Below are 25,224 nucleotides of genomic sequence, written 5' to 3' on the forward strand. Positions count from 1 at the left end.
GGCCGGACTCTGCTGGGCGGGACAGGTACTTGGGTGGCAATTTAACGAGGCAGAACACCAGCCCGAGAGTCGCCAAGACCCAAGGCCCGAGCAGCCAACCTTTGACACTTTCCATCCCGAACTGCGACAGTCGGAATGCTATGTACGCCCACCCGAGCAGTACGGCCACTGCCAATAGTCGCGACTCCCGAACAGCCGGCAGAAGCGCCCAGCCCAATGCAAAAAGGCTAACGGCAGCACTCAATGCAAGGCCATCTCTGCCACTGCCGCCGCCAAAGAAGCCTGACAGCATGGCGAAAAAGATCGATGCTGTTGCGCCAAGTGCCGCCAGAACGGCACGCCCAAGAACATGAAGAAGCGTGGTCATGAGTCGCATAAGGGTACTTGGCAAAAGCAGTCACTGATGGCCTGCCGCTCCTGGCCGGCTGCCGTTAACGGCATTGGGTGGTCAGACAGTTGCCCGTCGGCCTAGCTGGCGCCATGTCGTCCATCCTGCGAGGAGTCCGGCGCAAGGAGCCATGATGCATGCCAACGCAAATGCAGCCATACCCGGGAGGTCACACTGCGCATGCTTGGACGGACAGCGAAAGGCGTACGACATGATGGTGAAGGTGCCGAGCCCCGTCGTCGGTACTGACACCAGAGTGGCCAAAGATGCGATCAGGAAGCGTCGAAAGGTACTCATCGTTCACGCTCCATCGAGCCACGCTCGCGAACGTCTGCCGGGCGGTCCATGAGCGCGCCAGGCGCCTCCGGACTCAGCGCTTGGCTTCGGCCAGCAAGGTCATGATGTCCTGGCTCAGCGCCTCGGCCCCGCTGCCATAGCGCGAGAACACGCGGATGCGGCCTTCGGTGTCGAAGATGAAGCTGGCCGCGGTGTGGTCCATGGTGTAGGTCTCGGGCGTCTTGCCGGGGACCTTGGCGTAGTAGACCTTGAACTCCTGCGCTGCCGCCTTGAGCTGCTCGGGCGTGCCGCGCAGGGCCACGAAGCTGGGGTCGAAGCTGCCGAGGTAGGCCTTGAGCAGCTCGGGGGTGTCGCGGTCGGGGTCCACTGTCACGAAGACGCCCTGGACCTTGTCCCCATCCTTGCCCAGCATCTTCTTCACCTGGGAGAGCTCGGCCATGGTGGTCGGGCAGACGTCGGGGCACTGCGTGAAGCCGAAGAAGACCACCACCACCTTGCCCTTGAAGTCGGACAGGCTGCGGCTGCGGCCGTCGATGTCGGGCAGCTGCAGCTCGCGGGCGTACTTGGCACCGGTGAGGTCCACGCCCTTGAAGCTGCTCTTGCTGGATTGGTAGAGGTCGCAACCCGACAGGGCCAGGCCCAGGCCCAGCGTCCCCAGGAGCAGCAGTGCACGTTTCTTGATCATGGTGTCAGGCCATCAGAGGCAGCAGGTAGTGGTCCAGCAGCAGGGCCCCGAACAGCAGGGCCAGGTGCAGGATGGAGAAACGGAAGGTCTTGCGCGCGAGGGCCTCAGAGTACTCGCGCCAGAGCTGCCAGCCATGGAGGCAGAACAAGAAACCCAGGATCAGGGCGCTGGCCAGATAGACCCAGCCGCTCATGCCGATCAGGAAGGGCAGCAAGGTGGCCGCAAACAGGATCCAGGTGTAGAGCACGATCTGCAGGCGGGTGAAGTCGCTGCCATGAGTGACCGGCAGCATGGGCAGGCCGGCGCGGGCGTAGTCCTCGGCGCGGTACAGGGCCAGGGCCCAGAAGTGCGGCGGCGTCCAGAGGAAGATGATCAGGCACAGCACCAGGGACTCCGGCCCCACCTCCCCCGTCACCGCGGCCCAGCCCAGCACCGGCGGCATGGCACCCGAGGCCCCGCCGATGACGATGTTCTGCGGCGTCATGGGCTTGAGGATCACCGTGTAGACGATGGCGTAGCCCACGAAGGTGGCGAAGGTCAGCCACATGGTCAGCACATTGGCGCCCCAGGCCAGCAGCGCCATGCCCAGGCCGCACAGCACGGCGGAGAACAGCAGGGTCTGCGGCCGGCTCAGCTCGCCCTTGGCGGTGGGGCGCCAGGCGGTGCGCTTCATCTTGGCGTCGATGTGCTGCTCGATGAGGCAGTTGAAGGCGGCGGCGGCGCCGGCCACCAGCCAGATGCCCAGGGTGCCGGCGGCGATGGCCCCCCATTGCGCGGGGCTGGGCCAGCCGGGAATGGCCAGGGCCATGCCGATCACGGCACAGAAGACGATCAGCTGCACCACGCGGGGCTTGGTGAGCTGGTAGTACTGCTGCCAGCGGGAGAGCGAGGCGGTGGATGCGAGCGTTGCGGCCATGTCAGGCGTTCAGGGTCAGGGGCTGCGTGCGGGCACGCAGCAGGGTGAGGCAAAGCAGCAGCGCTGCGGCGCCGCCAGTGTGCGCCAGGGCGGCCACCAGGGGCCAGTCCAGCACGACGTTGCTGAGGCCGCTGAGCAGCTGCCACAGCAGGATGAGAAGCAGGCGCCAGGCCCAGCGGCCCAGGCCGGCCACCTGCAGGCGCCAGGCCAGCAGCAGGACCGCGCCCGTCGCGCACAGCGCAAAGAGCCGGTGTGTCCAGTGGATGGCCACCAGGGCCTCGAAGGGCAGCACGCTGCCGTCGTGGTGCAGGCCCAGCTCGCGCCACAGCGTGAAGCCGCGCGCGAAGTCCATGGCCGGCCACCAGCCGCCCTGGCAGGTGGGGAATTCGTCGCAGGCCAGCACGGCATAGTTGGTGCTGACCCAGCCGCCCAGGGCGACCTGCATGAGCACGATCGCCAGCACCAGCACCAGGCCGCGCCGCAGACCCTCGCCCACCAGCAGCACGCGGTCGCCCAGCCGCTGCGCCTGCCAGCCCAGCAGCATCAACAGGCCCAGGGCCAGCAGCAGGTGCAGGGTGACGATGGCGGGGAAGAGCTTCATGGTCACGGTGAGGGCGCCGAAGAGCCCCTGCACCAGCACCCAGGCCAGGCTCAGCCAGGACCAGGCCGGCGACGGCATGCCGGGCTCGCGCCGCCAACGGGTGTGCAGCACGGCGGTGACGAGGATCAGGAAGCCGACGGCGCTGGCGAAGTAGCGGTGCAGCATCTCCACCCAGGCCTTGCTGTGCGTGACCGGGCCGGTGGGCATGGCCGTCTGGGCCTGCTGGATGTCACCGTGGGCACCCAGGGGCGAGGCGTGGCCGTAGCAGCCCGGCCAGTCCGGGCAGCCCAGGCCGGAATCGGTCAGGCGGGTGAAGGCGCCGAAGAGGATGAGCTCGAAGGTGAGCGTCATGGCCAGCACCGTCAGCAGGCGCAGGCGCTCGCGGTGCGGTGCCCCACGGCCCCGGCGCCAGGCCCAGGCCAGCGGCAGGCCGCCCAGCAGCGTGGCCATGGCCAGCATCTGCAGCAGGGGGCTGAAGTCGAATCCGATCACGGTGATGCCCTTCAGCGGCCGGGCCGGTCCCAGCCGGCATTGGCCTTGACCAGGCGGTCCAGGTCCTTCTTGAACCTGGAGGGATCCAGCTGGGCGGGCGAGCGCATCATCCAGCGGCCCACCGGGTCGATCAGGAACAGGTGCTCGTTGAGCTGGTGCCCGGGCGCAGGCTTCAGCCAGGCCTGCAGCTGCTCGGCCGGCACGCGCAGGGCGGTGACAGGCGTGCCCTGCGAGATCAGCGCGCGCAGCTCGGCCGAGACCGGCTCCTGGTCGGGGATCAGCCAGAGCTTGTCGAACTTGTCGCGCTCCTTGCCCTGCATCTCGCGCAGCTGGCGCTGGGCAAACATGAGGCGGTCGCACTGCGCGTCGCAGCGGCTGGGCTGCACCACGGTCAGCAGCCACTGGCCCTTGAGCGTCTCGGCGCTGACCGGCTTGCCGTCCAGGTCCTGCAGGCTCAGGCCGACGGGCAGGTCGACGGTGGGCGTGATGAGGTCGGAATAGGCCCGGCCCTGCAGCTTCAGCACATAGAAGCTGAAGTAGGAGGCGATCACCGGCGCCGCGCAGACGGCCACCACGCCCAGCATGCGCAGGCGGCCCGCACGGGTGCGCTGCTGCTGGGCCAGCGCGGCGAGCTCACTCGCCTGCGGCTGGCTGTGGACGGTGAAGGACAGCGGGCTGTCGTCCCCGGCCGCGGCCTGCATCTCGGTGCGGAGCTCAGCGGGAGCGTCGGGGGCGGAGGACTTGGAACCAGACATACAAACCCAGTTGGAGGACCGAAAGCGCGGCCCATTGCGCGGCATAGCCGTAGTGCTTGTGGATATCGACCGCCGGTGCCGGCCAGTCGCGCAACAGGCCGGGCGTCGCCCCTTCATGCGCCGTCTGCAGCACGGTCAGCGGCAGCAGGGGCAGGCCGGTCTCGCGGGCGAAGGCGGCCGGGTCCAGATTCTGCCGGATGCGCCCCGCCCCTGCCTCGCCCAGCTGATACAGCCGCGAGGGCGAAGCGGCCATGCGGCCTTCGATCACGGTCTCGCCAGCCTCGGGGGGCAGCGTCGGCAGGCGGCTGCGGTCGGCCACATCACGTGGGGCCCAGCCTCGCTGGACCAGCACGACCTCGGGCCGGCCGCTCAGGCGCAGCGGCGTCACGAGGAAGAAGCCCACACGGCCGTCCATGGGCCGGTTCTCCAGCCAGACACTGTGCTGCGCCAGCCACTGGCCCTGCAGGCGGACGCGCCGGTGCAGCCCCTGCTCACCCGCGGCGGCCAGGCCGGCGGCGTCCAGGGCAGGCGCCTGGGCGCGCTGCGCGATGGCCGCCTCCAGCGCGCGCTTCTGCCCGGCGCGGTCCAGCTGCCAGGCGCAGAGGCCGGCCGTGAGCGCGACGCCGACCAGGGTCAGCGGCAGCAGCCAGCGGCGCTTGCGGTCGGCGGGGGAACTCGTGTTCATGCCGGGGTGATTTGTGCGGGGCGGGTGAAATAATCGGCGACCATGAAAACCATCATCTTGCTCGGCTTCGTGGCCATTCTCGGCGCATTGGCTGCGGCCGGCCTTTTCATGCTGCGCCGGGGTGGCGACCGCAAGAAGCAGGGACCGCAGATGGCGCGGGCCCTGGCCGTGCGGGTGGGCGTGTCCATCGCCCTGTTCCTCGTCATCCTGCTGAGCTACCAGATGGGCTGGATCAAGCCCACTGGCGTGCCCATGGGGCATTGAGCCCGGCCGGCGCGCCCCCTGCAGCAGGCCGGGGCCCGCTCGCGGGGAGCGGCCCTCAAAGACAAAGCGCCGCGGCATGCGGCGCTTTTTCATGGCCGCTCGGCAGGGCCATGGCACGCGGTGCCGCGGCACCGCGCGTGGACGATCACATCCAGTAGACGACCACGTACAGGCCCAGCCACACCACGTCCACGAAGTGCCAGTACCAGGCGGCGCCTTCGAAGCCGAAGTGGCGGTCGCTGGTGAAGTGGCCCTTCTGCAGGCGCAGCGTGATGAACAGCAGCATCAGCATGCCCACGAAGACGTGGAAGCCGTGGAAGCCGGTCAGCATGAAGAAGGTCGAGCCGTAGATGCCCGAGCTGAGCTTGAGGTTCAGCTCATGGTAGGCATGCGAGTACTCGTAGCCCTGCACGCACAGGAAGGTGATGCCCAGCAGCACCGTGATCCACATGAAGGCGATGGTCTTGGCGCGGTTGCCGGCGATCAGCGCATGGTGGGCGATGGTCAGGGTCACGCCCGAGGTCAGCAGCAGGGCCGTGTTGATCGTGGGCAGGGGCCAGGGGCCCATGGTGGTGAAGGCCTCCACCGTGCCGGCCGGCGCGGCGGTGGCGCCGGCGGCGACGCTGGGCCACAGGGCCTTGAAGTCGGGCCACAGCAGCTGGTTCTCCAGGCTGCCCAGGGCCGGCACCGAGTGCACACGGGCCCAGTACAGCGCGCCGAAGAAGGCGGCGAAGAACATCACCTCCGAGAAGATGAACCAGCTCATGCTCCAGCGGAAGGAGACGTCGATGCGGTCGCTGTAGAGGCCGCCTTCGCTTTCACGGATGGCGTCGCCGAACCACTGCTTCAGCACGAAGGCCCACCACAGCAGGCCGAAGGCCAGCGAATAGGCGCCCCACTGGTGGTCATTGATCCACTGGCCGGCGCCCAGGATCACGAAGAACAGGCCGATGGCGGCCATCACCGGATGCCGCGAAGGGCCCGGCACGAAGTAGTAGGGGGTGCTCCCCTGGGAGGTCGCTGCCGACATTGATGATCTCCTCGATCTTCTAACGACTCAATTCAACTCAACACTAGGAGCCAGCCACGCCGCTGCCGATCACCCACTGGACCAGCAGCACGAGGCTGACCACGAATACAGCGGCCGCAATGACGCCGGCGATGATCACATGCACCGGGTTCAGTTGCGCCACATCCTTGTCATAGCCGGCACCCTTGCGGATGCCGATGAAGGACCAGGCCACCGCCTTGACGGTGCCCAGGAAGCTGCCCTTGCGGGCGGCCGCCTCCTTCAGATCCTGACCGGCCTTGCTCACAGCTTGCGCTCCTGGGCGGGCGCAGCGGCCTGCTTCTTGGCGGCGTCCTTGCCGACGTCCTTGCCCGTCACCTCGAAGAAGGTGTAGGACAGGGTGATCGTCTTGACGTCCCTGGGCAGCTTGGGGTCCACATAGAAGACCACCGGCCACTGCTTCACCTCGCCGGGAGCGAGGGTGTATTCGTTGAAGCAGAAGCACTCGAGCTTCTTGAAATGGGACGTCGCCTGCTTGGGAGCGTAGCTGGGGATGGCCTGGGCCGACATGGTCCGGTCCTGCACATTGCGGAACTCGTACATGACGGTGGTGAGCTCGCCCGGATGCACGGTCAGGTGCTTCGTCGCGGGCTTGAAGTCCCAGGGGCCGCGGGCGTTGGCATCGAATTCGATCTCGATGCTGCGGCTGTAGTCCACCTGGGTGTTCTTCACGTCCTCGGCGCGCACCGCGTGCGTGCCTTCCGCCAGCGTGAGCACATTGATGCCCAGCGCCGTGCAGACCGCGCGATAGACCGGCACCAGGGCATAGCCAAAGCCCGACATGAGCGCGACGACGACCAGCAGCTTGCCCATCATGAGCCGGTTGTCCCGGCGCAGGAGGTCAGCGAGTTGCCAGCGTTTGTCGCTCATGGGGGCCTCAGCGTCCCAGCCAGGTCATCTTGACCATGAAGCCGACCATGAAGGCGATCGCGACCGAGGCCAGGATCAGGCCCAGGCGGCGGTTGGCCTTGCGTTGTTCAGGCGTGCTGCTCATGGCCAGTCCTTCAGCCGATCACCTTGGTGGCGGTGGCGTCCAGCTTGGGCGGGTTCTCGAAGGTGTGGAAGGGCGCCGGCGAGGGCACTTCCCACTCCAGGCCTTCGGCGGCTTCCCAGGGCTTCTGCGGGGCCTTCTCGCCCTTGCCGCGCATCATGGGGACGGCGACGGCAAAGAAGAAGTACACCTGCATCAGGCCGAAGCCGAAGGCGCCGATGGAGGCCACGGCGTTGAAGTCGGCGAACTGCATGGGGTAGTCAGCGTAGCGACGGGGCATGCCGGCCAGACCCAGGAAGTGCATCGGGAAGAAGGTGATGTTGAAGAAGATCAGCGAGCCCCAGAAGTGGATCTTGCCGCGGGTCTCCGAGATCATCACGCCGGACCACTTCGGGCCCCAGTAGTAGACGCCGGCGAACAGGGCGTACAGCGAGCCGGCCACCAGCACATAGTGGAAGTGGGCGACGACGTAGTAGGTGTCCTGGATCTGGATGTCGATCGGCGCCATGGCGCAGATCAGGCCGGTGAAGCCGCCCATCGTGAACACGAAGATGAAGCCCACGGCCCACAGCATGGGGGTCTCGAAGGTCATCGAACCACGCCACATGGTGGCCAGCCAGTTGAAGATCTTCACGCCCGTGGGCACGGCGATCAGCATCGTGGCGTACATGAAGAACAGCTGACCCGTCACCGGCATGCCGGTGGCGAACATGTGGTGGGCCCACACGATGAAGGACAGGATGGCGATCGAAGCGGTGGCATACACCATGGAGGCGTAGCCGAACAGGCGCTTGCGGGCGAAGGCCGGGACGATCTGGCTCACGATGCCGAAGGCCGGCAGGATCATGATGTAGACCTCGGGGTGGCCGAAGAACCAGAAGATGTGCTGGTACATCACCGGGTCACCGCCGCCAGCGGGGCTGAAGAAGCTGGTGCCGAAGTGGCGGTCCGTCAGCGTCATGGTGATGGCGCCGGCCAGCACGGGCATCACGGCGATCAGCAGGTACGCGGTGATCAGCCAGGTCCAGGCGAACATGGGCATCTTCATCAGCGTCATGCCGGGCGCGCGCATGTTCAGGATGGTCACGATGATGTTGATCGAGCCCATGATGGACGAGGCGCCCAGGATGTGCATCGCGAAGATGCCGGCATCCATGGAAGGGCCCATCTGCAGGGTCAGCGGCGCGTACAGCGTCCAGCCCGCGGCGGGGGCGCCGCCGGGCATGAAGAAGGACGCCACCAGCATGATCGCGGCGGGGATCATCAGCCAGAAGCTGAAGTTGTTCATCCGCGCGAAGGCCATGTCCGAGGCGCCGATCTGCAGCGGGATCATCCAGTTCGCGAAGCCCACGAAGGCCGGCATGATCGCGCCGAACACCATGATCAGACCGTGCATGGTCGTGAACTGGTTGAACAGCTCGGGGTTGAAGAACTGCAGACCCGGCTGGAACAGCTCGGCGCGGATGCACAGGGCCAGCACGCCGCCGATCATCAGCATCGTGAAGGCGAACAGCAGGTACAGCGTCCCGATGTCCTTGTGGTTGGTGGCAAACACCCAGCGGCGCCAGCCGGTGGGCGCGTGGTGGTCGTCGTGGTGATCGTGCCCGTGGGCATGAACGTCATGACCGTGGGGGTCAAGCACTGCACTCATGTTGATTCCTCTGTTCCTTGACGTTCAAACCATCACTTGCGAGCGGCCACGATCTCGGCCGGCTGCACGATCTGGCCGGTCTTGTTGGACCAGCTGTTCTTGGTGTAGGTGATGACGGCGGCGATTTCGGTGTCGCTCAGCTGCTTCCAGGCGGGCATGCCCTTGTCCAGGCGGCCGTTGAGCAGCACCTGCACCTGGTCCTCATGCTTGTCGGAGAGCACCACGGGCGAGCCGTCCAGGGCCTTGATGGGGCCGGCGCCCTTGCCGTCAGGCTTGTGGCAGGCGGCGCAGTTGGCGTTGTAGACCTTTTCGCCGCGGGCGACCAGCTCTTCCTGCTTCCAGACCTTGGAAGGATCATCAGCCTTGGCGGCGAGTTCCTTCTTCTTGCCGTCGACCCACTTGCTGTAGTCCTCGGCGGACAGCACCTTCACGTGGATGGGCATGTAAGCGTGTTCCTTGCCGCACAGCTCGGCGCACTGGCCATAGAAGTCGCCGGTCTTCTCGGCCTTGAACCAGGTGTCGCGCACGAAGCCGGGGATGGCATCCTGCTTGACGCCGAAGGCCGGCACCATCCAGGCGTGGATCACGTCATTGGCCGTGGTGATGATGCGCACCTTCTTGCCGACGGGCACCACCAGCGGGTTGTCCACGCGCAGCAGGTAGTCGTCGACGGCTTCGGGCTTGCCGGAGTCGGAGGCATTGCGCTGGTTCACGTCAAGCGTGGACAGGAAACCGATGCCCTCGCCCTCGCCCTTCAGGTAGTCATAGCCCCACTTCCACTGGTAGCCGGTGGCCTTGATGGTGAGGTCAGCATTGGTGGTGTCCTTCATGGCGACCACGACCTTGGTCGCCGGCAGGGCCATCAGGATCACGATGATGAAGGGGACGACGGTCCAGGCGATCTCGACCTTGACGCTCTCGTGGAAGTTCGCGGGCACGGCGCCCTTGGACTTGCGGTGCTTGATGATGGAATAGAACATCACCCCGAACACCGCCACGAAGATGGCCAGGCACAGCACCAGCATCATGTTGTGCAGCCACATCTGCTCGCTGGCGATCTTGGTGACCGGCGGGTGCAGGTTCAGCTGGTTGACGGCAGGGCCGCCCGGCAGGTCCTTGACGGGGTTGGCCAAGGCGGCATGGGTGGCCAGCGTCGCGCCCAGTACCAGGCTGAAGCGGCTGCAGGCCCGCCCCATCTGGCGCACCGCTGCGTTCATCATCTTCATGGTCGTCACTTCTGTCTCCAATCGATCCGACAAGCCGGCATGCGCCCCTGTGGCACGCACACCCGCCCTTGCGTCCTTCCCGCCAGCCCCCATGTACTGCAGCGATGCAGTCACGGCCGGACCGGCTCGACAAACCTACAGCCTCTGAAGCCGGCTTCACCGCCGTGGCAAGTCCTGACCCCGCATGGCCTCAGCTCATCAGGAAAGTACCGGTGCCGCAGACCCCTGCTGCACCGGCCTGGCGCATGGGTGACCGCCGGGGCTGTCACGAATTGCCTCACCTGTTGACCTGACGCAAAGCGAAGCCCCAGTAAATACCCTAGGATGAAAGGGATTTGGCCTCAGAAAACCGCGGGATTTTAGCCCAGGCATCCTGAGGCCATGTGGCCTTTGTACGTCGCATTCGTGTGCCTGTTTACCCTGTAGGCAGGCAGGCCCCGCGAGCAGTGCAGGCCGGACGGGAGGGTCAGTCCTTGCCTGGGCGCCGCACCATGCTGCGCATGTCATCCAGGCTGACGTGGGTCTCGCCGCTCATGCGCGGGCGCGGCACCGGCTTGAAGGCATGGCCGTAGACCAGCTCCAGGCTCAGCGCGATCAGGCCGTCCGGGCCGCGCAGACCCTCCAGCGCCCCCAGCAGCTTCCGGCGCCAGCGCGGCGTGCGCAGGCCGGCGAAGCGCGCGGCCGCCACGTTCCCGCCCAGCGAGCGCAGGTCCGCCAGCAGCTTCTCGGGTTCAGACCAGGTCAGGCGCAGGCGCTCCTGGTCCATCACCGGGTCGGCGAAGCCCGCCTCGACCATCATGTCGCCCAGGTCGTGCATGTCGACCCAGGCCGGCAGGGGGCGTCCCCAGCCCAGCGATTCATACAGGCGCACCAGCTCCACCAGGCTGTCCGGCCCCAGGCAGGAGAACATCAGGAAGCCATCGACCGCCAGCAGCTGGTGCCAGGTCTTGAGCAGGGCCGGTTTGTCGGGGGCGGCATGCAGGGCCATATTGGCCCACAGCATCTGCACCGGCTCACCGCCCTGGGCCAGCTGGGGCCCGGCGGACGCCAGCAGCTTGCGCCACCAGGGCTTCTGCAGCCGCTGCTCGGCGCGCTGGCGCAGGGTGGGCGTGGGCTCCACCCACCAGGCGCGGGCGTCGGGATAGGCCGCCTGCAGCGCGGCGAGGCTGTCGCCCAGGCCGGGGCCCCATTCGAGGTAGTCCGCAGGCTTGAGCTTAATGAAGTCCAGGCGCTCGGCCATGCGGCGGGCGACCTCGGCATGCAGCCAGGGCGCCTCCTCCCGGCGGGCCAGGCGGCGCAGCTGCTGCTGCAGGGCCTGGGCATCGATCTGATGGGGGACGGGACGCGCGGACTCATTCATCAGCGTCAGTATATTGAGCCATGCCCGCTGCCGCCTGGATCCGCGCCAAAGCCCTGCTGCCGCCCGCCGGCCTGGGTTTCGGCGGCCTGTGCCTGCTGTGCCGGCAATGGAGCCGGGGCCAGCTGTGCCCGGACTGCCTGCTGCATGCCGCCTGGCGTGACCCGGAACGGCGGGCCTGCGGGCGCTGCGCCCTTCCCCTGCCCAGGTTCGACAGCCCCCTCTGCGCGGCCTGCCAGCGCCGTCCACCGCCCCTGGACCACTGCCATGCCGCCCTCGACTACCACCACCCCTGGGACCGGCTGCTGCTGGACTTCAAGTTCAATGCCCAGCCCCAGCTGGCCCGTCCGCTGGCGGCCCTGCTGCTCGAAAGCCTGCAGGGTCAGGTCTCGACCCTGGGCCGGCCGGACCTGCTGTGCTGCGTCCCCCTGTCGGCCCAGCGCCTGTGCGATCGCGGCTACAACCAGAGCCATGAGCTGGCCCGCCGCCTGGCCCGGCCGCTGCGGCTGGCCTACGAGCCCCGCCTGGTGGCCCGCCTGCCGGGCACGGCGCAGTCGCGCCTGGATGCCGAGTCGCGGCGCCGCCATGTGCGCGGGGCCTTCGTGCTCGGCCCCGGCATGGCGGCGCGGGTGCGGGGCGCCCGCGTGGCCATCGTCGATGACGTGATGACCACCGGCGCCACCCTCGATGAAATCGCCTCGACGCTCAAGCGCGCCGGCGCCACCGAAGCCTGGGGCTGGGCCCTGATGCGGGCCCTCTGATGACCGCCCGCCGGAGGCCCTAGACTGCGGCCATGTTCCGCATCGTCCTGGTCCACCCCGAAATCCCGCCCAACACGGGCAATGTGATCCGCCTGGCCGCCAACACCGGCTGCGAGCTGCACCTGATCGAACCCCTGGGCTTCTCCATGGAGGATCGGCTGCTGCAGCGCGCCGGGCTGGACTACCACGAGTACACCCGGCTCAAGCGCCATGCCGACTGGCCCAGCTTCCTGGCCGCCGAGCAGCCGGCCCCGGACCGCCTGTTCGCCTTCACCACACGCGGCAGCCATCCGCTGGCCGAGCAGGCCTGGCTGCCAGGAGACTGGCTGGTCTTCGGCTCCGAGACCGCCGGCCTGCCGCCGGCCCTGCGCGACAGCTTCCCGCCCGCGCAGCGCGTGCGCCTGCCGATGCGGCCGGAGCAGCGCAGCCTCAATCTCAGCAATGCGGTGGCCGTGGCCGTCTTCGACGCCTGGCGCCAGCACGGCTACGCCGGCGGAGCCTGAGCCCCGGGCAGCGCCCTACTCCGGCTTGAGCTTCAGCCGCCGGATCACCTGGCCCCAGCGCTCGCGGTCCTCGCGCATCTGCAGGCGCAGGCCCTCGGGCGCGGAGCCGATGGCATTGAAGTGCTGGGCCAGCAGGCGCTCGCGGAAGGCCGGGCTGCGCACCAGGGCGCTGACCAGGCCCGCCATGCGGTCGACCAGCGCCTGCGGCGTGCCCGCCGGTGCCAGCAGCCCCTGCCATGACAGGGCCGAGAAGTCCTTCAAGCCCTGTTCGGCCAGCGTGGGCAGCTCCGGCCAGCTGGTGCTGCGCACGCTGCTGCTGAGGCCCAGGGCCCTGACCTTGCCGGCCTTCCAGGCGCCCAGGGCCATGCCCGGCACCATGAAGGCTGCCTGGATCTCGCCGCCCAGCAGGGCCTGCAGCACCTGGGGAAAGCCGCCGTAGGGCACGTGGTTGAGGGCGACGCCCGCCCGCGCGGCCAGGTCCTCCATGGCCAGGTGCGAGGCGCTGCCCAGGCCCACCGAGCCGTAGTTGATGCCCTCGCGGCGCGTGCGCAGCAGCTGCAGGAACTCGGGGAGCGTGGCCACCCCCAGCGCCGGGGATACCAGCAGCACATTGGGCGAGGAGGCAATCAGGCTGACGGGGGTCAGGTCTTGCCTCGGGTCGTAGCCGGGCTTGCGGCTCAGCAGGTCCGCGGTGGTCAGCGGCCCCTGGATGGTCAGCAGCCAGGTATAGCCGTCCGGCGCGGCATGGGCCGCAAGGCCGGTGCCGATCAGGCCGCCCGCGCCGGGTTTGTTCTCCACCAGCACGGTCTGGCCCAGCGAGGGCCGCAGCCCGTCGGCCAGGGCTCGGGCGATGAGGTCCGGCGAGCTGCCCGGCGGAAAGGGCACGACGAGCCTGAGCGGCCGCACCGGCCAGCCCGCGGTGTCGGCGGCCCATCCGGCACGTGGCAGGGCGCACAGGGCCAGCAAGGCGGCCAGGGAGTCACGGCGGCGCAACATGGGACTGCGGTGCGTCAGTGTTCGGCGCGCGCCTGGCGGCCCATCAGCAGGTCCACGCCGGCCCGCGGGCTCAGGCGGCCGTCCAGCACGGCGACCACGGCCTCGGTGATGGGCATGTCCACGCCCTTGGCACGGGCACGCGCCAGCACGGTCGGGGCGCTGTAGACGCCCTCGGCCACATGGCCCAGCTGCTGCAGGATGTCCGGCAGGGCCAGGTCTTGCGCCAGCAGCAGGCCGACACGGCGGTTGCGGGAGAGGTCGCCGGTGGCCGTCAGCACCAGGTCGCCCATGCCGGAAAGCCCCATGAAGGTCTCGGTGCGGGCGCCCAGGGCCAGGCCCAGGCGCAGCATTTCGGCCAGGCCGCGGGTGATCAGGGCGGCCCGTGCGTTGAGGCCAGGCGCCAGGCCAGGCTCGCCAGCGGCCTCGGCACGCTGGCGCAGGCCGTCGGCAATGCCTACGGCGATGGCCATCACGTTCTTGACCGCGCCGCCCACCTCCACGCCCACCGGGTCGCTGGCGCTGTAGACGCGCAGGCGCTCGCCGTGGAAGGCCTGCACGCCCAGCTGGGCCAGTTCGGCATCCTCGCTGGCCGAGACCAGGGCGGTGGGCTGGCCCGCGGCCACCTCCTGGGCGAAGCTGGGGCCGGAGAGGATGCCCACGCGCAGGTCCGGCCGGACCTCGCGGGCGATCTCATGGCCCAGCAGGCCGGTGCCGGCCTCGAAGCCCTTGCACAGCCACATGACGCGAGCCCCGGCGGGCATCTGCTGCAGCATGCGGCGCAGCGCGGCCATGGGCGTGGCGATGATGATCAGCCCATCGCGCGCATGCGCCAGCGCCTGGTCGAGACGACTCTCCAGGCGCAGCGAAGCCGGCAGCGCCGCGCCGGGCAGGTAGCGCTCGTTGAAGCGGCTGGACTGCATGTCCCTGACCTGGGCCTCGTCGCGGGCCCACAGCAGCAGCTCATGCCGTGCGGCGGCCTGGATGGCCAGTGCGGTGCCCCAGGCACCGGCTCCCAAAATGCTGATCTTCATCGCGTTGCCAGGCAAACGGCGCCAGAGGCCGTCGGGATCAGAAGTGACAACGCCACCTCGCGGTGGCGTGCATGAGGGCACAAGCCAGGCCCGTGGGCCCGATCATGCCAGGATCATCAGTTCAGGGCTTCGGCAGCCGGGGCCTGGGCCTGCGCCTGCTGGCGGGCTTCGAACATGGCCTGGAAGTTGACTTCGGTCAGCAGCACGGGCGGGAAGCCGGCACGGGTGCAGACGTCGGACACCACGGCGCGCAGGTAGGGGTAGATCATCTGCGGGCAGACGATGGCCAGGATGCCCTCGATCTGCTCTTCGGGCAGATTGCGGATCTCGAAGATGCCAGCCTGCTTGGCCTCGATCAGGAACAGGGTGCGATCGGCGATCTTGGTCGTCACGGTGGCGGTGACGCTGACTTCGAAGACGCCATCCACCACGGGCTCGGCGGCCAGGGTCAGGTTGATGTCGACCTGGGGCTGGGCCTGCTCGGTCAGGATCTGCGGGGAATTCGGCTGCTCCAGCGACAGGTCCTTCAGGTACATGCGCTGGATGTTGAACACGGGGGTCAGTTGCTCGTCGGCCATGATGGTCTCGTTCGTGTGAGTGGATGCCCGGCAAACGCACAGCCGCCAAGCAGACGGGGCGGATTATGACCCAGGCCCGCCAGGCACCCGGGAGCGGAATTGCCCGCTCTTGAATTGGCTCAAGAAGGCCCCAGCAAGGGCCGGGGGTCGCAGGATCAGGCCGCCTGCTGCAGCAGGGGCATGAGCCCGCCGCGCTGGTCCAGGGCGATGAGCTCGTCACAGCCCCCCACATGGGTCTGGCCGATGAAGATCTGCGGCACGGTGCGCCGCCCGGTGAGGGTCATCATGGCCTCGCGCTGGGCCGGATCCAGGTCGACACGGATCTCCTCGATCTGCTCGACGCCCCGCTGCTTCAGCAAGGCCTTGGCCCGCACGCAGTAGGGGCAGACCTGGGTGGTGTACATCTTCACAAGGCTCATGGCCGGACTCTCTGGTACTTCTCAGCGCGAGGGGGTGGAACGGGAAAGGCTCAGGCCTTTTCGATGGGCAGGTTGGCCTCGCGCCAGGCCTTCATGCCGCCGGCGAGCACCTGCACATTGGCATAGCCCGCCTTGCGAAGCATGCCAGCAGCGCGCCCGGCGCGTGCGCCGGTCTGGCACACCAGCACGAGGGGCAGGGTCTTGTTGGAAGGCAGGTCCTTGCTGGTCTCGACGCTGCCAAAGGGGATGTTGCGCGCACCGCTGGCATGGCCGGCCGCGAATTCGGCGGGCTCGCACACGTCGATCAGCACGCCCTTCTCACGGTTGACCAGGCGCACCGCCTCGTTGGTGTTGACCTGCCCGGCGCCACCGCCTTGCAGGGCCGAGCGCAGCAGCAGGGCGCCGGAAACCAGGGCCGCCAGGACCAGATACCAGTTGTCGATCAGGAATTTCAATTCGGGGCCTCGATGGGAAGGGTGCGGGATTATAGAAAACGGCGCCCGCAGGCGCCGTGAAGGGCTCCGGGCCTGCGCCCGGGCTGCCGCGAAGCCAGGCCCTCAGCCCAGCTTGAAGGTGGACACCGCCGTCTGCAGGGCCCGGGCCTGCTGCTCCAGGCTGCTGGCCGCGGCGGCGGCCTGCTCCACCAGAGCCGCGTTCTGCTGCGTCATCTGGTCCAGCTGGCTCACCGACTGATTCACCTGCGTGATGCCCTGGCTCTGCTCGCTGGCGGCGGCGGTGATCTCGCCGATGATGTCCGAGACCCGCTGCACGCTGGCCACGATCTCGCTCATGGTGGCGCCCGCATCCTGCACCAGGCGGCTGCCGGACTCGACCTTGTCGACGCTGGCGCCGATCAGGGCCTTGATCTCCTTGGCCGCCTCGGCGCTGCGCTGGGCCAGGCTGCGCACCTCGCCGGCGACCACGGCGAAGCCACGGCCCTGCTCGCCCGCGCGGGCCGCCTCGACGGCGGCATTCAGCGCGAGGATGTTGGTCTGGAAGGCGATGCCGTCGATCACGCCGATGATGTCGTTGATCTTCTTGGAGCTGGTGTTGATCTCATCCATGGTGGTCACCACCTGGCTGACCACCTCGCCGCCCTTCTGCGCCACCGCGGCGGCGGAGCCCGCCAGCTGGTTGGCCTGCGAGGCCGCATCGGCGCTCTGGCGCACGGTCTCGGTGAGGGTCTGCATGTTGGACGACGTCTGCTCCAGCGAGGTCGCCTGCTTCTCGGTGCGCACCGAGAGGTCGTGGTTGCCCACGGCGATCTCGCGCGAGGCCACCGTCATGGAGTCCGTGCCGGTGCGCACATTGGCCACGATGGCGGCCAGGCCGCGCGACATGTCGCGCACCGCCGCCAGCAGACTGGCCTCGGCACCGGGGCTGACCTGGATGTCCTGCGAGAGGTCGCCCTCGGCCATCTGGCGCATGACGTCGCGGGCGTACTCGGGCTCGCCGCCCAGCTGGCGCCAGACGCTGCCGATCACGAGGAAGGACCCCACGCCCAGGCACAGCACCACCACGAGGCCGCTGACCACGATGGCGCTCAGGCTGGACGACACGCCGCTGCTGGCCGCCTGCAGGCCGTTGTCGAAGTTCTCGCGCGCCTCGGCCCGGGCCTTGGCCAGCACGCCTTCCAGCTCCTTCAGCGCGGCCTGCATCTTCGGGATCGCACCGGCCTGGTCGCCCTGCTTGATGCCCAGGAAGAGCTGGGCGGTGTCGGAGGAGGCGGCGTAGTAGGTCTCGAAGCTGGCGGCAAGTTTGCCCGCCATCTCGGCTCGCCCTTCGATGGCCTTGATCGTGCCCAGGGTCTTGCGCATGGCGGCGGCACGCTCGTTGGCTTCGTCCAGGCGCTTCTTCTCGCCCTCGGCCACGGCACTCTGGATGGTCGCGCCCAGGGCCTCCAGCTGCGAGGCGAACTGGTTGGTGGCGTCCAGGTAGGGCGCGTGCACATCGCCAATGGCCTGGATGGCGCCCGAGGTGCGTGCCGAGAAGGCCAGCACGACGGCGATCCCGATGGCGAAGATCACCGCCGCCAGCACGGGCAGCAGCCAGATCCGGGTCTTCACATTCATGTCCAACTCCTTGCTCAGCGGGCGGAGCGCGGCGCGCCCCGCCCGGCTGTCGTCGCGGGCTCAGTCAACCGACAGGACGACCTTGACGCTGCCGTCCACGGCAGACTTCTCGATGTAGCCGATGGCGTCCGGATTGCCCGCCACGAACTTCTTCACCTCGGCCGAACTGGCCACCTCCTTGGGCGGCGTGGCCTTGCCGGAGAAGACCAGGCGCGACCAGGCCGCCTTGACCTGGGCGCTGTTCTTGCCCGTGACCTTGGTGTAGAAGGTCTCGCGGATGGCGGCGCTTTCGGGCTGATCCACGGGAGCCGCCGCGGCACCGCTGGGCAGGGTGTTGCTCTTGCCCAGGAAGATGTTGGCCACCTGATCGGCCGTCATGCTGGCGGCCGCGCTCTTGGGGTTCACCACCACGGCCACCTGAGCCTGGGCTGCCATGCCGGCGCCGGCCAGGGCCAGCGCGATGAGGATGTGTTGCATGCGCATGGTCGGCCTCCTCAGAACACGAAGTCCACAGCCAGGCTGTAGACGCTGACCTTGCTGGAACCGAAGCCGGGCTGCGGGCTGGTGAACAGCCCCGGTCCGTTGGGCGTGATGCGCTCGTACTGCGCCTTGACCGCGATGTTGCGGTAGGCGTCCCAGCGCAGGCCCACGGCCACGGTCTTCTGCTGGTTGCTCTGGTCGTAGAGGGTCTTGTCGACCACGGCCTTCAGGTCGGCGATCGGGAAGGGCGCGGGCGGCGACGGTATCTTCACGCCGGCAGGGATGACGTTGTTGACGTTGTTGTCCTTCTGCTTGAGCTCGGACACGGTCAGGTAGGGCGTGAACTTGCCGAAGCGGTGGCCCACGGTGAGGTACCAGCCGTCGGTGTCCGGCACATAGGTGTCGGTGCGGCGCATGGTGTACTCGAAGTTGGCGAGCCAGTCGCCCTGGTCCCAAGCCAGGCCCACGCCCGTGAAGCTGGCCTTCTTGCTCTCGGCGGACAACTGATCACCCACGCCAGCGAAAGGCGTGGCGCGCAGCAGCGTCACCAGGCCGGCCAGGGTGGTGCTGTCCACGGTCAGCTTGCCCTGCACATGGCCCAGACGCAGCGTGAAGCCGCCGTCCAGCTCGGCCGTGGCATTGAAGCCCGCCATGCTCTTCATGTGCACGTCCACGCCCTCGAAGACGGCGGTCGACTTGCCACCGTAGAGCTGCAGGTTGACCGTGGCGCTGCCCAGGGCGGTCTGGTAGCTGAGGTCGGCGCCGTCAAAGTGGCTGACAGGCACCTGGCCGTAGACATCCTGGGGCGGACGCAGCCAGGTATTGGCATAGCCCACGTCACGGAAGTCGGACACGGCGAAGTACGGGCCGCCCATGCGCCCCACCCGCATGCTGAGGGAGGGATTGAACTGCGCCTTGGCAAAGGCCCATTCGAACTCGGGCTTGTAGTTACCGTCACCGTTCTGCTTGCTCAGCACCTGCACGGTGGCGGAGAACATGGGGCTGAACTTGGCGCCCACCTGCACACCCAGCTTGGTGTCGACGTCCCCGCTCCACTTCTTGGTCGCTCCACCGGGCTGGCCGGAGATCACGAAATCGGCCTCATCCGTGTTGGTCTTCACCACCCCCACCGTGCCAAAGCCCGAGAACGTGAACATGGAGTTGACATCCGACTGCGCCTGCGCCGTGGCAGCCAGCACGGCCAGCGCCACGGGCGCCAGCCGAAGTGATTTCAGAACCATCATCTACATCTCCTTTGGTTTGAAATTGAAAACGGCCAGTCCCGCGAAGGACAGGCCGTTTCAGACGTGTCCCTTGCTTTCGGCAAGCGAGCCGCGATCTTTAGGAAAGCCCCGGGGCAGGGTGGGCTCGATAGAATCCGGGCCGCGCGGCGCCTTGCCGCTTTGGCCCGTCGCCGGCTGCCCTGCAGCCAGCCGCCCTTCCACCGAACCGAATCGCCCATGTACAAGCTCGTTCTCATCCGCCATGGTGAATCCACCTGGAATCTGGAAAACCGCTTCACCGGTTGGACCGATGTCGACCTGACCGCCACGGGTGTGGAACAGGCCAAGCAGGCCGGTCGACTCATCAAGGATGCCGGGCTGGACTTCGACGTAGCTTACACGTCCATGCTCAAGCGTGCAGTTTGGACGCTTTGGCACTGTCTGGATCAAATGGATCGAACTTGGTTGCCTGTAGTCCACAGCTGGCGCCTCAACGAGCGCCACTACGGCGCCCTGCAGGGTCTCAACAAGGCCGACATGGCCAAGCAGTACGGCGACGAGCAGGTGCTGGTCTGGCGCCGCAGCTACGACACCCCGCCGCCGCCGCTGGAGGCCAACGACCCCCGCAGCGAGCGCAGCGATGTGCGCTATGCCCGGCTCAAGACCGAGGACGTGCCCCTCACCGAGTGCCTGAAGGACACGGTCGCCCGTGTGCTGCCCGTCTGGAATGACAGCATCGCACCCGCCATCAAGGCCGGCAAGCGTGTGGTGATTGCGGCACACGGCAACAGCATCCGCGCCCTGGTGAAGTACCTGGACAACATCGCCGATGACGCCATCGTGGGCGTGAACATCCCCAACGGCATCCCGCTGGTCTACGAGCTGGACGCCGACCTCAAGCCCATCAAGAGCTACTACCTCGGCGACGCCGAGGCCGCCGCCCGGGCCGCCGCCGCCGTGGCCAGCCAGGGCAAGGCCTGACCCAACAGGTTCGGGACATCAAGACCCGGCCCCGTGACGGCCCATGAAAAAGGCGAGCAAGTTGCTCGCCTTTTTTTTGCGCCGGCCCAGCCTTTGTGTTGGATCAGCGCTTCTCGGGCATGGCCGAGGAATGGTGATGGGCGATCAGCCATTGCCCGTCACGGTACTCATAGACATAGCTGTAGCGGGCGCTGACCTCGCTGCCGTCCTTGAAGCGGAAGGTGTAGAGGCCGACGTCCTGCGCAACGTTGCAGCCGATCTTGAGCACGCGGCGGTCGATGCGCCCCTGCGGCTTCTTCTCCAGGAAGTGCACAAAGTAGTCCCGGATCTCGGCGTGATTGGTCCGCGGCTTGTTCGAGACCGTGGGCAGCAGCACGGCATCCTGGGCGTAGTTGGCGACGACCTGCTCCGGATCCAGGGTCGCGAGCGAACGGTTCCAGCGGTCGAAGAGTGCAGAGATCTGGGCCGGGTCGGACTTGGCGCAGGACGCAGTCTCGGTCTGAGCCTGGCTCAGCGCGGGCAGCAGGGACAGGCTCAGGCACAGGGCCAGGGCCGAACGATGGATGACGGGCATGAAGGCCTCCTCCGATGGGAATGGCGCCGGCCCCCTCGGCCGACGCAGGGCTTCAGTCTGCGATCGGCACATGAACCGCGGCTGCCGTGCTCGGTGAACGGCGCATGAGGCACAGATGAACAATGGATGAACGCGGGGCCCGTGCCGGCTCAGCCCTCGCTGTCGATCTTGTAGCCCACGCCGCGAACGGTGCGTATCAAGGCCTGACCCTGCCCCTCGCCCAGCTTCTGACGCAGTCGGCGCACATAGACATCGACCACGTTGGTCAGCGGGTCCTCGTAGGCGCCCCAGACATTGGCCAGGATGCGTTCGCGGCTGAAGACGCGGCCCGGCGCGCTCATCAGCAGCTCCAGGAAGGCCATCTCCTTGGCCGTGAGGCTGACGGGCGTCCCGGCGCGCGTCACGCGCATGCGCTCGCGGTCCAGCTGCAGGTCGGCGATCTGCAGCAGGGCGGGACGGCTGCGGGTCTCGCGCGAACGGCGCCCCAGGGCTTCCAGCCGCGCCAGCAGCTCATCGAAGGCAAAGGGTTTGGTGAGGTAGTCGTCCGCCCCCAGGCGCAGGCCGGTGACCTTGTCCTCCAGCGAGCCCATGGCCGTCAGCATCAGCACCGGCACCGGCCAGCCCTCGCTACGCAAGGTCTGCAGCAGGTCCAGGCCGTTGAGCTGAGGCAGCATCACGTCCAGCACCATCAGCCCCCAGTCCCCGGTGCGTGCCAGGGCCAGGGCCTCCAGCCCGTCGCGCGCCAGGCTCACGGCATAGCCCTCGGCGCCCAGTCCGCGCAGCAGGAAGTCCGCGACGCGGGCATCGTCCTCCACCAGCAACAGCTTCATGCGTCGATCCCTCCCATCACCAACGGCAGACTCAGGCGCAAGTGGCAGCCCGGCGTCTCCCGGTTGCTGAGCGCGATATCGCCGCCGTGGGCCTGCACGATGTCGCGCGCGATGGCCAGGCCCAGGCCCAGGCCGTCCGGGCGATGGGCCCGCGCCGCCTCGCCACGGAAGAGGCGGTCGAAGACCTGGGGCAGTTCCTGTTCGGCCACGCCGATACCCTCGTCCAGCAGGTCGATGCGCAGTTGCCCGCCCTCTTCCACCGCTTGCAGCCGGATGGCACCGCCCGGCCGGCTGTAGCGTCGCGCGTTGTCCAGCACGATGGCCAGGGCCTGGCTCAGGCGCTGAGCGTCCCCGCGCAGGCGCGCCGCGTCGTTGGCCGGCCCCAGCTGCCAGTCAAAACGCAGCTGGGCCGCGCGAGCCAGCACGGCGGCCTGCTCGCAGCTGCGCGCTAGCAGGGGCGGCCAGGCCAGCAAATCCTCGCGCATGGCCAGCGCCTCCACCTCGCTGCGCGCCAGCTGGCTCAAGTCCCCAAGCACATGGGAGAACTGCCCCACGGTGTCCACGATGCGCTGCAGCGCCTTGCGATAGTCCTGCGCCGGGCGCTCGCCGCCGCGCAACGCGACCTCAGCCTCGCCACGAATGGCCGTGGCCGGCGTGCGCAGCTCGTGGCTCAGCTCGGCGAAGAAGCGGCGGCGCCGGGCATCCAGGGCCTGCAGGGTGTCCAGGGCTTGGCGCAGCTCCGCGGTGCGCGCCTGCACCATGTCCTCCAGCAGCGCACGGTCCGCCTGCTCCTGGGCGCGATGCTGCTGCAGCTCGCCGGCCATCTGGTTGAAACTGCGCGCCAGCTCGCCGAACTCATCGCGCCCCTGGGCGGGGATGCGGTACCCCAGGTCGCCCTCGCGCAGAGCCCGTGCGCCGCGCATCAGCGCATTCAGCGGCTGGCGCAGGGCCCAGGCGAAGTAGGCCAGCAGCGCCAGGGTCAGCATCAGGGCACCGGCGCTGAGCCAGGTCACGCCGCGGTCGATGGCGCGCAAGGCCTGGTCCGCCGCTTGGCGGGACTGCGAGGTGGCCAGGCGTTCAGCTTCCATCTCGGCATTGAGCAGCCGGCGCAAGTCCTGCCCCTGGGATTCGTCGAACAGGCTGCGCAGGCGCTGCGAGGCCTGGGTCGCGTCCGTCCCCGGTGGCAGTGCGGCCAGGCCCTTCAGCGCTCGGCCCAGCTCGAGCAGATGGCGCTCCAGCACGTCCAGCGAGCGCTGGCGGATCTCGCGGCGCCCCGGTTCCTGCAGAGCGGCCTCCAGCAGGTCCAGTTGCCCGGCCAGCGCATGCAACTGGGCCAGGCCGGCCTGCATGTCCTGCAGCAGGCCGTCTCGCAGGGTGTCGGTCGCAGAGTCTGCCAGCAGGCGCTGGGCCGCCCAGCTGCGCAGGCGCTGCTTGTTGGCTGAGAGCTCGATGTAGCCCTTCAGAATGTCGCTGGTCAGGCGTCCGCGCTGCACCTGCTGCACAGCGGAACGCTGGGCCCACAAGGCGACGCCGCCTTCAGTCAGGGCCAGAAGGCCCAGGAGCGAGAGGGCCAGAAGCAGCTTGGCTCGGAACATGGCCGCACTGTAGCGGCGCCGGCCCGGCGCAGCCGGCCGATCCAGATGAACATCCGATGAAAATCGGGGCACCCTCCGGAGCCTGCCCATGCCTATCCTCGCCGCCAATCTGAGTTTCCTCTACCAGGAGCTGCCCGCCGACGAGCGCTGGGCTGCCGCCCGTGCGGACGGCTTCGAGGCCTGCGAGATCCTGTTCCCTTACGCCGAGCCCGCCGCGCAGCTGGCGAGCCGCCTGCAAACGCTGGGCCTGCAGCTTGCGCTCTTCAACGCCCCGGCCGGCGACTGGTCCGCGGGCGACCGTGGCCTGGCCTGCCTGCCTGCACGGCGCGATGAATGCCGCGCCGGCCTGCTGCAGGCCCTGGACTACGCCACCGCCACAGGCACACGGCGCCTGCATGTGATGGCGGGCGTGCCCGGCGCTTCGCTCGTGCCCGAGGCTGCGCAGGACTGCTACCTCGAGCAGCTGCGCTGGGCCGCCGAGCAGCTGGGTGAAAGCGAACTGCGCCTGTGCATCGAGCCCATCAACGGCATCGACATGCCGGGCTACTTCCTGCACAGCCAGGCGCAGGCGCACGCGCTGCTGGACCTGCTGAACGACGATCGCGTGGGCCTGCAGTTCGACGCCTACCACTGCCAGCGCAGCGAGGGCGAGGTGCTCAACAAGCTGCGCCAGGCCTTCGAGCGCGGACGCCTGGCCCATGTGCAGATCGCCGGCGCACCCGACCGCCACGAGCCTGACCGCGGCGAGCTGCGCGTCGAGGCCCTGCTGCAGGCCCTCGACGACTGGGGCTACACCGGCCACGTCGGTTGCGAGTACCGGCCTGCCTCGGGCACCCGTGAAGGGCTGGGCTGGGCCCGCCCCTGGCTCAGGGGCTGATCCAGCAGGTCCGGCAGGCCTGCGCTCAGCCGAGCGCTTCGATGGCCGCGGCGATGAGGGGCACGACGCTGACGGCGTTGCTCTCGTGCGGCACCGCGTTGCTGCTCCACACATGGCGCACGCCTGCCGCCTTCAGCAAAGGCAGGGCATCGCCGTTGAAGAGGGCATGCGTGACCGCCACGTCCACCGAGGCCGCCCCGCGCGCCAGCAACTGCTCGGCAGCGCCGATCAGGGTGCGGCCGGTGGAGGCCATGTCGTCCAGCAGCACGACCGCCCTGCCCTTCACCTCGACCTCGGGCAGGGCCAGGCGGACCAGGTGGTCGCCTTCACGCAGCTTGCGTCCCACGGCGTGGTCCAGGCCGCCGGCCTGGGCGGCTTCCTTGACCCACTGGCCCGACTCCTCGTCCGGCCCGATCAGCAGAGCGCCCGGGACATGCCGCGCGATCCAGGCGCCCAGCACTGGGGCCACGGACAGGGCGATGCCCACGCCGGGCGGCATCACCTCGTCCAGGCTGGCGATGCGGTGCAGGTGCGGGTCCAGGGTGATCACGCGGTCGAAGAGCTGGGCCAGCCAGCGGGCCACATGGCGCTGGCTGACGGCCTCGCCGGGCGTGAACTCGATGTCCTGGCGCATGTAGGCCAGGTAGGGCGTGACCAGGACCAGCTGCCGGGCGCCCAGCTCGCGCGCGGCGGGCGCGGCGATCAGCAGCTCCACCATCTTCTCGTTGGGCTGCTGCAGGCCGCGCAGCAGGATGACACCCGCCGGCAGGGGCTTGGGCAGCACCAGGCGCAGCTCGCCGTCCGGGAAGCGGTGACGGCGGATGAAGTCCAGGCGCAGGCCCAGGGCCTCCGCCAGTTCGCGGGCCAGCGGAGCTTCGTCCTCGAAGGCCAGCAGCAGGGTCAGGTCTTGAGCCATGGGGAGCGGAT

Annotated in this window: 29 protein-coding genes; 5 read left to right on the forward strand and 24 right to left on the reverse strand. The window is 68.4% G+C overall.

What is annotated here, in order from left to right; genetic code table 11:
* Positions 1–758: 758 nt before the first annotated feature.
* The 5 genes from O9Y01_RS11050 to O9Y01_RS11070 are packed head-to-tail and all read right to left on the reverse strand — an operon-like array spanning position 759 to position 4,819.
* The gene (locus tag O9Y01_RS11050; RefSeq protein WP_269631644.1) at positions 759–1,370 is read right to left on the reverse strand and encodes an SCO family protein; all 612 of its coding nucleotides are present in this window, start codon (positions 1,368–1,370) and stop codon (positions 759–761) included.
* A gap of 4 nt (positions 1,371–1,374) precedes the next feature.
* Positions 1,375–2,286 (reverse strand): heme o synthase, encoded by a 912-nt coding sequence (gene cyoE, locus O9Y01_RS11055; protein WP_269631645.1) that lies wholly within the window; start codon positions 2,284–2,286, stop codon positions 1,375–1,377.
* Between the two features lies 1 nt (position 2,287).
* Complete coding sequence (locus O9Y01_RS11060) at positions 2,288–3,379, reverse strand: COX15/CtaA family protein (protein ID WP_269631646.1); 1,092 nt, start codon at positions 3,377–3,379, stop codon at positions 2,288–2,290.
* Between the two features lie 11 nt (positions 3,380–3,390).
* A complete protein-coding gene (locus O9Y01_RS11065; RefSeq protein WP_269631647.1) occupies positions 3,391–4,134 on the reverse strand; it encodes an SCO family protein in 744 nt (247 codons plus the stop codon).
* Positions 4,094–4,819, reverse strand: coding sequence for an SURF1 family protein (locus O9Y01_RS11070; RefSeq protein WP_269631648.1), 726 nt, complete (start codon positions 4,817–4,819; stop codon positions 4,094–4,096). Before O9Y01_RS11070 ends, O9Y01_RS11065 begins: the two co-directional genes overlap by 41 nt.
* A 42-nt stretch (positions 4,820–4,861) precedes the next feature.
* Between O9Y01_RS11070 and O9Y01_RS11075 the strand changes: the two genes are divergently transcribed.
* Positions 4,862–5,083 (forward strand): DUF2909 domain-containing protein, encoded by a 222-nt coding sequence (locus tag O9Y01_RS11075; RefSeq protein WP_269631649.1) that lies wholly within the window; start codon positions 4,862–4,864, stop codon positions 5,081–5,083.
* Between the two features lie 145 nt (positions 5,084–5,228).
* Here O9Y01_RS11075 and O9Y01_RS11080 read toward each other — a convergent pair whose 3' ends face one another.
* From O9Y01_RS11080 to O9Y01_RS11110, 7 genes are all read right to left on the reverse strand, one after another.
* The gene (locus tag O9Y01_RS11080; RefSeq protein WP_269631650.1) at positions 5,229–6,113 is read right to left on the reverse strand and encodes a cytochrome c oxidase subunit 3; all 885 of its coding nucleotides are present in this window, start codon (positions 6,111–6,113) and stop codon (positions 5,229–5,231) included.
* A gap of 43 nt (positions 6,114–6,156) precedes the next feature.
* Positions 6,157–6,399, reverse strand: a complete 243-nt coding sequence (locus O9Y01_RS11085; protein WP_269631651.1) for a DUF2970 domain-containing protein — start codon at positions 6,397–6,399, stop codon at positions 6,157–6,159.
* The gene (locus O9Y01_RS11090) at positions 6,396–7,022 is read right to left on the reverse strand and encodes a cytochrome c oxidase assembly protein (protein WP_269631652.1); all 627 of its coding nucleotides are present in this window, start codon (positions 7,020–7,022) and stop codon (positions 6,396–6,398) included. Before O9Y01_RS11090 ends, O9Y01_RS11085 begins: the two co-directional genes overlap by 4 nt.
* A gap of 7 nt (positions 7,023–7,029) precedes the next feature.
* Positions 7,030–7,146, reverse strand: a complete 117-nt coding sequence (locus O9Y01_RS11095; protein ID WP_220800631.1) for a cytochrome oxidase small assembly protein — start codon at positions 7,144–7,146, stop codon at positions 7,030–7,032.
* A gap of 10 nt (positions 7,147–7,156) precedes the next feature.
* Positions 7,157–8,794 carry a cytochrome c oxidase subunit I gene (gene ctaD / locus O9Y01_RS11100; protein ID WP_269631653.1) on the reverse strand — a complete coding sequence of 546 codons (1,638 nt, stop codon included), beginning with the start codon at positions 8,792–8,794 and terminating at the stop codon, positions 7,157–7,159.
* Positions 8,795–8,826: 32 nt separating this feature from the next.
* Positions 8,827–10,020 carry a cytochrome c oxidase subunit II gene (gene coxB, locus O9Y01_RS11105; RefSeq protein ID WP_442952749.1) on the reverse strand — a complete coding sequence of 398 codons (1,194 nt, stop codon included), beginning with the start codon at positions 10,018–10,020 and terminating at the stop codon, positions 8,827–8,829.
* 466 nt (positions 10,021–10,486) lie between these two features.
* Entirely contained in the window at positions 10,487–11,380 is an 894-nt protein-coding gene (locus O9Y01_RS11110; protein ID WP_269631654.1) for a class I SAM-dependent methyltransferase, read from the reverse strand.
* A 20-nt stretch (positions 11,381–11,400) separates the two neighbouring features.
* Here O9Y01_RS11110 and O9Y01_RS11115 point away from each other — a divergent pair, with 20 nt between their 5' ends.
* Both O9Y01_RS11115 and O9Y01_RS11120 read left to right on the forward strand, forming a co-directional pair.
* Complete coding sequence (locus tag O9Y01_RS11115; protein ID WP_269631655.1) at positions 11,401–12,138, forward strand: ComF family protein; 738 nt, start codon at positions 11,401–11,403, stop codon at positions 12,136–12,138.
* Positions 12,139–12,170: 32 nt separating this feature from the next.
* Positions 12,171–12,641, forward strand: coding sequence for a tRNA (cytidine(34)-2'-O)-methyltransferase (locus tag O9Y01_RS11120; protein ID WP_269631656.1), 471 nt, complete (start codon positions 12,171–12,173; stop codon positions 12,639–12,641).
* A gap of 15 nt (positions 12,642–12,656) precedes the next feature.
* Here the strand turns inward: O9Y01_RS11120 and O9Y01_RS11125 are convergent, their stop codons facing one another.
* The 8 genes from O9Y01_RS11125 to O9Y01_RS11160 all read right to left on the reverse strand — a co-directional run bounded on the left by O9Y01_RS11125 (position 12,657) and on the right by O9Y01_RS11160 (position 19,461).
* Positions 12,657–13,637 carry a Bug family tripartite tricarboxylate transporter substrate binding protein gene (locus O9Y01_RS11125; protein ID WP_269631657.1) on the reverse strand — a complete coding sequence of 327 codons (981 nt, stop codon included), beginning with the start codon at positions 13,635–13,637 and terminating at the stop codon, positions 12,657–12,659.
* 14 nt (positions 13,638–13,651) lie between these two features.
* Positions 13,652–14,668: an NAD(P)H-dependent glycerol-3-phosphate dehydrogenase gene (locus O9Y01_RS11130; protein ID WP_269631658.1), complete on the reverse strand. Its 1,017-nt coding sequence runs from the start codon at positions 14,666–14,668 to the stop codon at positions 13,652–13,654.
* Between the two features lie 116 nt (positions 14,669–14,784).
* The gene (gene secB / locus O9Y01_RS11135) at positions 14,785–15,246 is read right to left on the reverse strand and encodes a protein-export chaperone SecB (protein ID WP_269631659.1); all 462 of its coding nucleotides are present in this window, start codon (positions 15,244–15,246) and stop codon (positions 14,785–14,787) included.
* 155 nt (positions 15,247–15,401) lie between these two features.
* Positions 15,402–15,665: a glutaredoxin 3 gene (grxC, locus tag O9Y01_RS11140; RefSeq protein WP_269631660.1), complete on the reverse strand. Its 264-nt coding sequence runs from the start codon at positions 15,663–15,665 to the stop codon at positions 15,402–15,404.
* A 50-nt stretch (positions 15,666–15,715) separates the two neighbouring features.
* The gene (locus O9Y01_RS11145; RefSeq protein ID WP_269631661.1) at positions 15,716–16,120 is read right to left on the reverse strand and encodes a rhodanese-like domain-containing protein; all 405 of its coding nucleotides are present in this window, start codon (positions 16,118–16,120) and stop codon (positions 15,716–15,718) included.
* 102 nt (positions 16,121–16,222) lie between these two features.
* Positions 16,223–17,737 (reverse strand): methyl-accepting chemotaxis protein, encoded by a 1,515-nt coding sequence (locus O9Y01_RS11150; RefSeq protein WP_269631662.1) that lies wholly within the window; start codon positions 17,735–17,737, stop codon positions 16,223–16,225.
* Positions 17,738–17,797: 60 nt separating this feature from the next.
* Positions 17,798–18,220 (reverse strand): hypothetical protein, encoded by a 423-nt coding sequence (locus O9Y01_RS11155; RefSeq protein WP_332108751.1) that lies wholly within the window; start codon positions 18,218–18,220, stop codon positions 17,798–17,800.
* An 11-nt stretch (positions 18,221–18,231) separates the two neighbouring features.
* Positions 18,232–19,461 carry a porin gene (locus O9Y01_RS11160; protein ID WP_269631663.1) on the reverse strand — a complete coding sequence of 410 codons (1,230 nt, stop codon included), beginning with the start codon at positions 19,459–19,461 and terminating at the stop codon, positions 18,232–18,234.
* Positions 19,462–19,677: 216 nt separating this feature from the next.
* Here O9Y01_RS11160 and gpmA point away from each other — a divergent pair, with 216 nt between their 5' ends.
* Positions 19,678–20,421, forward strand: a complete 744-nt coding sequence (gene gpmA, locus O9Y01_RS11165) for a 2,3-diphosphoglycerate-dependent phosphoglycerate mutase (RefSeq protein WP_269631664.1) — start codon at positions 19,678–19,680, stop codon at positions 20,419–20,421.
* 103 nt (positions 20,422–20,524) lie between these two features.
* On the opposite strand, the gene O9Y01_RS11170 is transcribed toward gpmA, so the two are convergent.
* The 3 genes from O9Y01_RS11170 to O9Y01_RS11180 all read right to left on the reverse strand — a co-directional run bounded on the left by O9Y01_RS11170 (position 20,525) and on the right by O9Y01_RS11180 (position 23,420).
* Positions 20,525–20,995, reverse strand: coding sequence for an SgcJ/EcaC family oxidoreductase (locus tag O9Y01_RS11170; protein WP_269631665.1), 471 nt, complete (start codon positions 20,993–20,995; stop codon positions 20,525–20,527).
* Between the two features lie 149 nt (positions 20,996–21,144).
* Positions 21,145–21,825 carry a response regulator transcription factor gene (locus tag O9Y01_RS11175; protein ID WP_269631666.1) on the reverse strand — a complete coding sequence of 227 codons (681 nt, stop codon included), beginning with the start codon at positions 21,823–21,825 and terminating at the stop codon, positions 21,145–21,147.
* Positions 21,822–23,420: a sensor histidine kinase gene (locus O9Y01_RS11180; RefSeq protein ID WP_269631667.1), complete on the reverse strand. Its 1,599-nt coding sequence runs from the start codon at positions 23,418–23,420 to the stop codon at positions 21,822–21,824. The genes O9Y01_RS11175 and O9Y01_RS11180 overlap by 4 nt, the downstream gene beginning before the upstream one ends.
* An 88-nt stretch (positions 23,421–23,508) precedes the next feature.
* Between O9Y01_RS11180 and O9Y01_RS11185 the strand changes: the two genes are divergently transcribed.
* Complete coding sequence (locus O9Y01_RS11185; protein WP_269631668.1) at positions 23,509–24,297, forward strand: hydroxypyruvate isomerase family protein; 789 nt, start codon at positions 23,509–23,511, stop codon at positions 24,295–24,297.
* A gap of 25 nt (positions 24,298–24,322) precedes the next feature.
* Here O9Y01_RS11185 and O9Y01_RS11190 read toward each other — a convergent pair whose 3' ends face one another.
* A complete protein-coding gene (locus O9Y01_RS11190; protein ID WP_269631669.1) occupies positions 24,323–25,213 on the reverse strand; it encodes a ribose-phosphate diphosphokinase in 891 nt (296 codons plus the stop codon).
* Positions 25,214–25,224 lie beyond the last annotated feature (11 nt).

It is taken from the genome of Pelomonas sp. BJYL3 (genome assembly GCF_027257975.1).
Lineage (GTDB): Bacteria > Pseudomonadota > Gammaproteobacteria > Burkholderiales > Burkholderiaceae_C > Roseateles_B > Roseateles_B flavus.

Excerpts from the sequence above, each read along its gene's own strand:
- ctaD (WP_269631653.1), bottom strand. The coding sequence starts at position 8,794 with ATGAGTGCAGTGCTTGACCCCCACGGTCATGACGTTCATGCCCACGGG.
- O9Y01_RS11050 (WP_269631644.1), bottom strand. The coding sequence starts at position 1,370 with ATGATCAAGAAACGTGCACTGCTGCTCCTGGGGACGCTGGGCCTGGGC.
- secB (WP_269631659.1), bottom strand. The coding sequence starts at position 15,246 with ATGGCCGACGAGCAACTGACCCCCGTGTTCAACATCCAGCGCATGTAC.
- O9Y01_RS11120 (WP_269631656.1), top strand. The coding sequence starts at position 12,171 with ATGTTCCGCATCGTCCTGGTCCACCCCGAAATCCCGCCCAACACGGGC.
- cyoE (WP_269631645.1), bottom strand. The coding sequence starts at position 2,286 with ATGGCCGCAACGCTCGCATCCACCGCCTCGCTCTCCCGCTGGCAGCAG.
- O9Y01_RS11115 (WP_269631655.1), top strand. The coding sequence starts at position 11,401 with ATGCCCGCTGCCGCCTGGATCCGCGCCAAAGCCCTGCTGCCGCCCGCC.
- coxB (WP_442952749.1), bottom strand. The coding sequence starts at position 10,020 with ATGAAGATGATGAACGCAGCGGTGCGCCAGATGGGGCGGGCCTGCAGC.
- O9Y01_RS11175 (WP_269631666.1), bottom strand. The coding sequence starts at position 21,825 with ATGAAGCTGTTGCTGGTGGAGGACGATGCCCGCGTCGCGGACTTCCTG.
- O9Y01_RS11130 (WP_269631658.1), bottom strand. The coding sequence starts at position 14,668 with ATGAAGATCAGCATTTTGGGAGCCGGTGCCTGGGGCACCGCACTGGCC.
- O9Y01_RS11090 (WP_269631652.1), bottom strand. The coding sequence starts at position 7,022 with ATGAGCGACAAACGCTGGCAACTCGCTGACCTCCTGCGCCGGGACAAC.
- O9Y01_RS11075 (WP_269631649.1), top strand. The coding sequence starts at position 4,862 with ATGAAAACCATCATCTTGCTCGGCTTCGTGGCCATTCTCGGCGCATTG.
- gpmA (WP_269631664.1), top strand. The coding sequence starts at position 19,678 with ATGTACAAGCTCGTTCTCATCCGCCATGGTGAATCCACCTGGAATCTG.
- O9Y01_RS11180 (WP_269631667.1), bottom strand. The coding sequence starts at position 23,420 with ATGTTCCGAGCCAAGCTGCTTCTGGCCCTCTCGCTCCTGGGCCTTCTG.
- O9Y01_RS11150 (WP_269631662.1), bottom strand. The coding sequence starts at position 17,737 with ATGAATGTGAAGACCCGGATCTGGCTGCTGCCCGTGCTGGCGGCGGTG.
- O9Y01_RS11125 (WP_269631657.1), bottom strand. The coding sequence starts at position 13,637 with ATGTTGCGCCGCCGTGACTCCCTGGCCGCCTTGCTGGCCCTGTGCGCC.
- O9Y01_RS11155 (WP_332108751.1), bottom strand. The coding sequence starts at position 18,220 with ATGCGCATGCAACACATCCTCATCGCGCTGGCCCTGGCCGGCGCCGGC.
- grxC (WP_269631660.1), bottom strand. The coding sequence starts at position 15,665 with ATGAGCCTTGTGAAGATGTACACCACCCAGGTCTGCCCCTACTGCGTG.
- O9Y01_RS11185 (WP_269631668.1), top strand. The coding sequence starts at position 23,509 with ATGCCTATCCTCGCCGCCAATCTGAGTTTCCTCTACCAGGAGCTGCCC.
- O9Y01_RS11110 (WP_269631654.1), bottom strand. The coding sequence starts at position 11,380 with ATGAATGAGTCCGCGCGTCCCGTCCCCCATCAGATCGATGCCCAGGCC.
- O9Y01_RS11065 (WP_269631647.1), bottom strand. The coding sequence starts at position 4,134 with ATGTCTGGTTCCAAGTCCTCCGCCCCCGACGCTCCCGCTGAGCTCCGC.
- O9Y01_RS11070 (WP_269631648.1), bottom strand. The coding sequence starts at position 4,819 with ATGAACACGAGTTCCCCCGCCGACCGCAAGCGCCGCTGGCTGCTGCCG.
- O9Y01_RS11190 (WP_269631669.1), bottom strand. The coding sequence starts at position 25,213 with ATGGCTCAAGACCTGACCCTGCTGCTGGCCTTCGAGGACGAAGCTCCG.
- O9Y01_RS11170 (WP_269631665.1), bottom strand. The coding sequence starts at position 20,995 with ATGCCCGTCATCCATCGTTCGGCCCTGGCCCTGTGCCTGAGCCTGTCC.
- O9Y01_RS11160 (WP_269631663.1), bottom strand. The coding sequence starts at position 19,461 with ATGATGGTTCTGAAATCACTTCGGCTGGCGCCCGTGGCGCTGGCCGTG.
- O9Y01_RS11080 (WP_269631650.1), bottom strand. The coding sequence starts at position 6,113 with ATGTCGGCAGCGACCTCCCAGGGGAGCACCCCCTACTACTTCGTGCCG.
- O9Y01_RS11095 (WP_220800631.1), bottom strand. The coding sequence starts at position 7,146 with ATGAGCAGCACGCCTGAACAACGCAAGGCCAACCGCCGCCTGGGCCTG.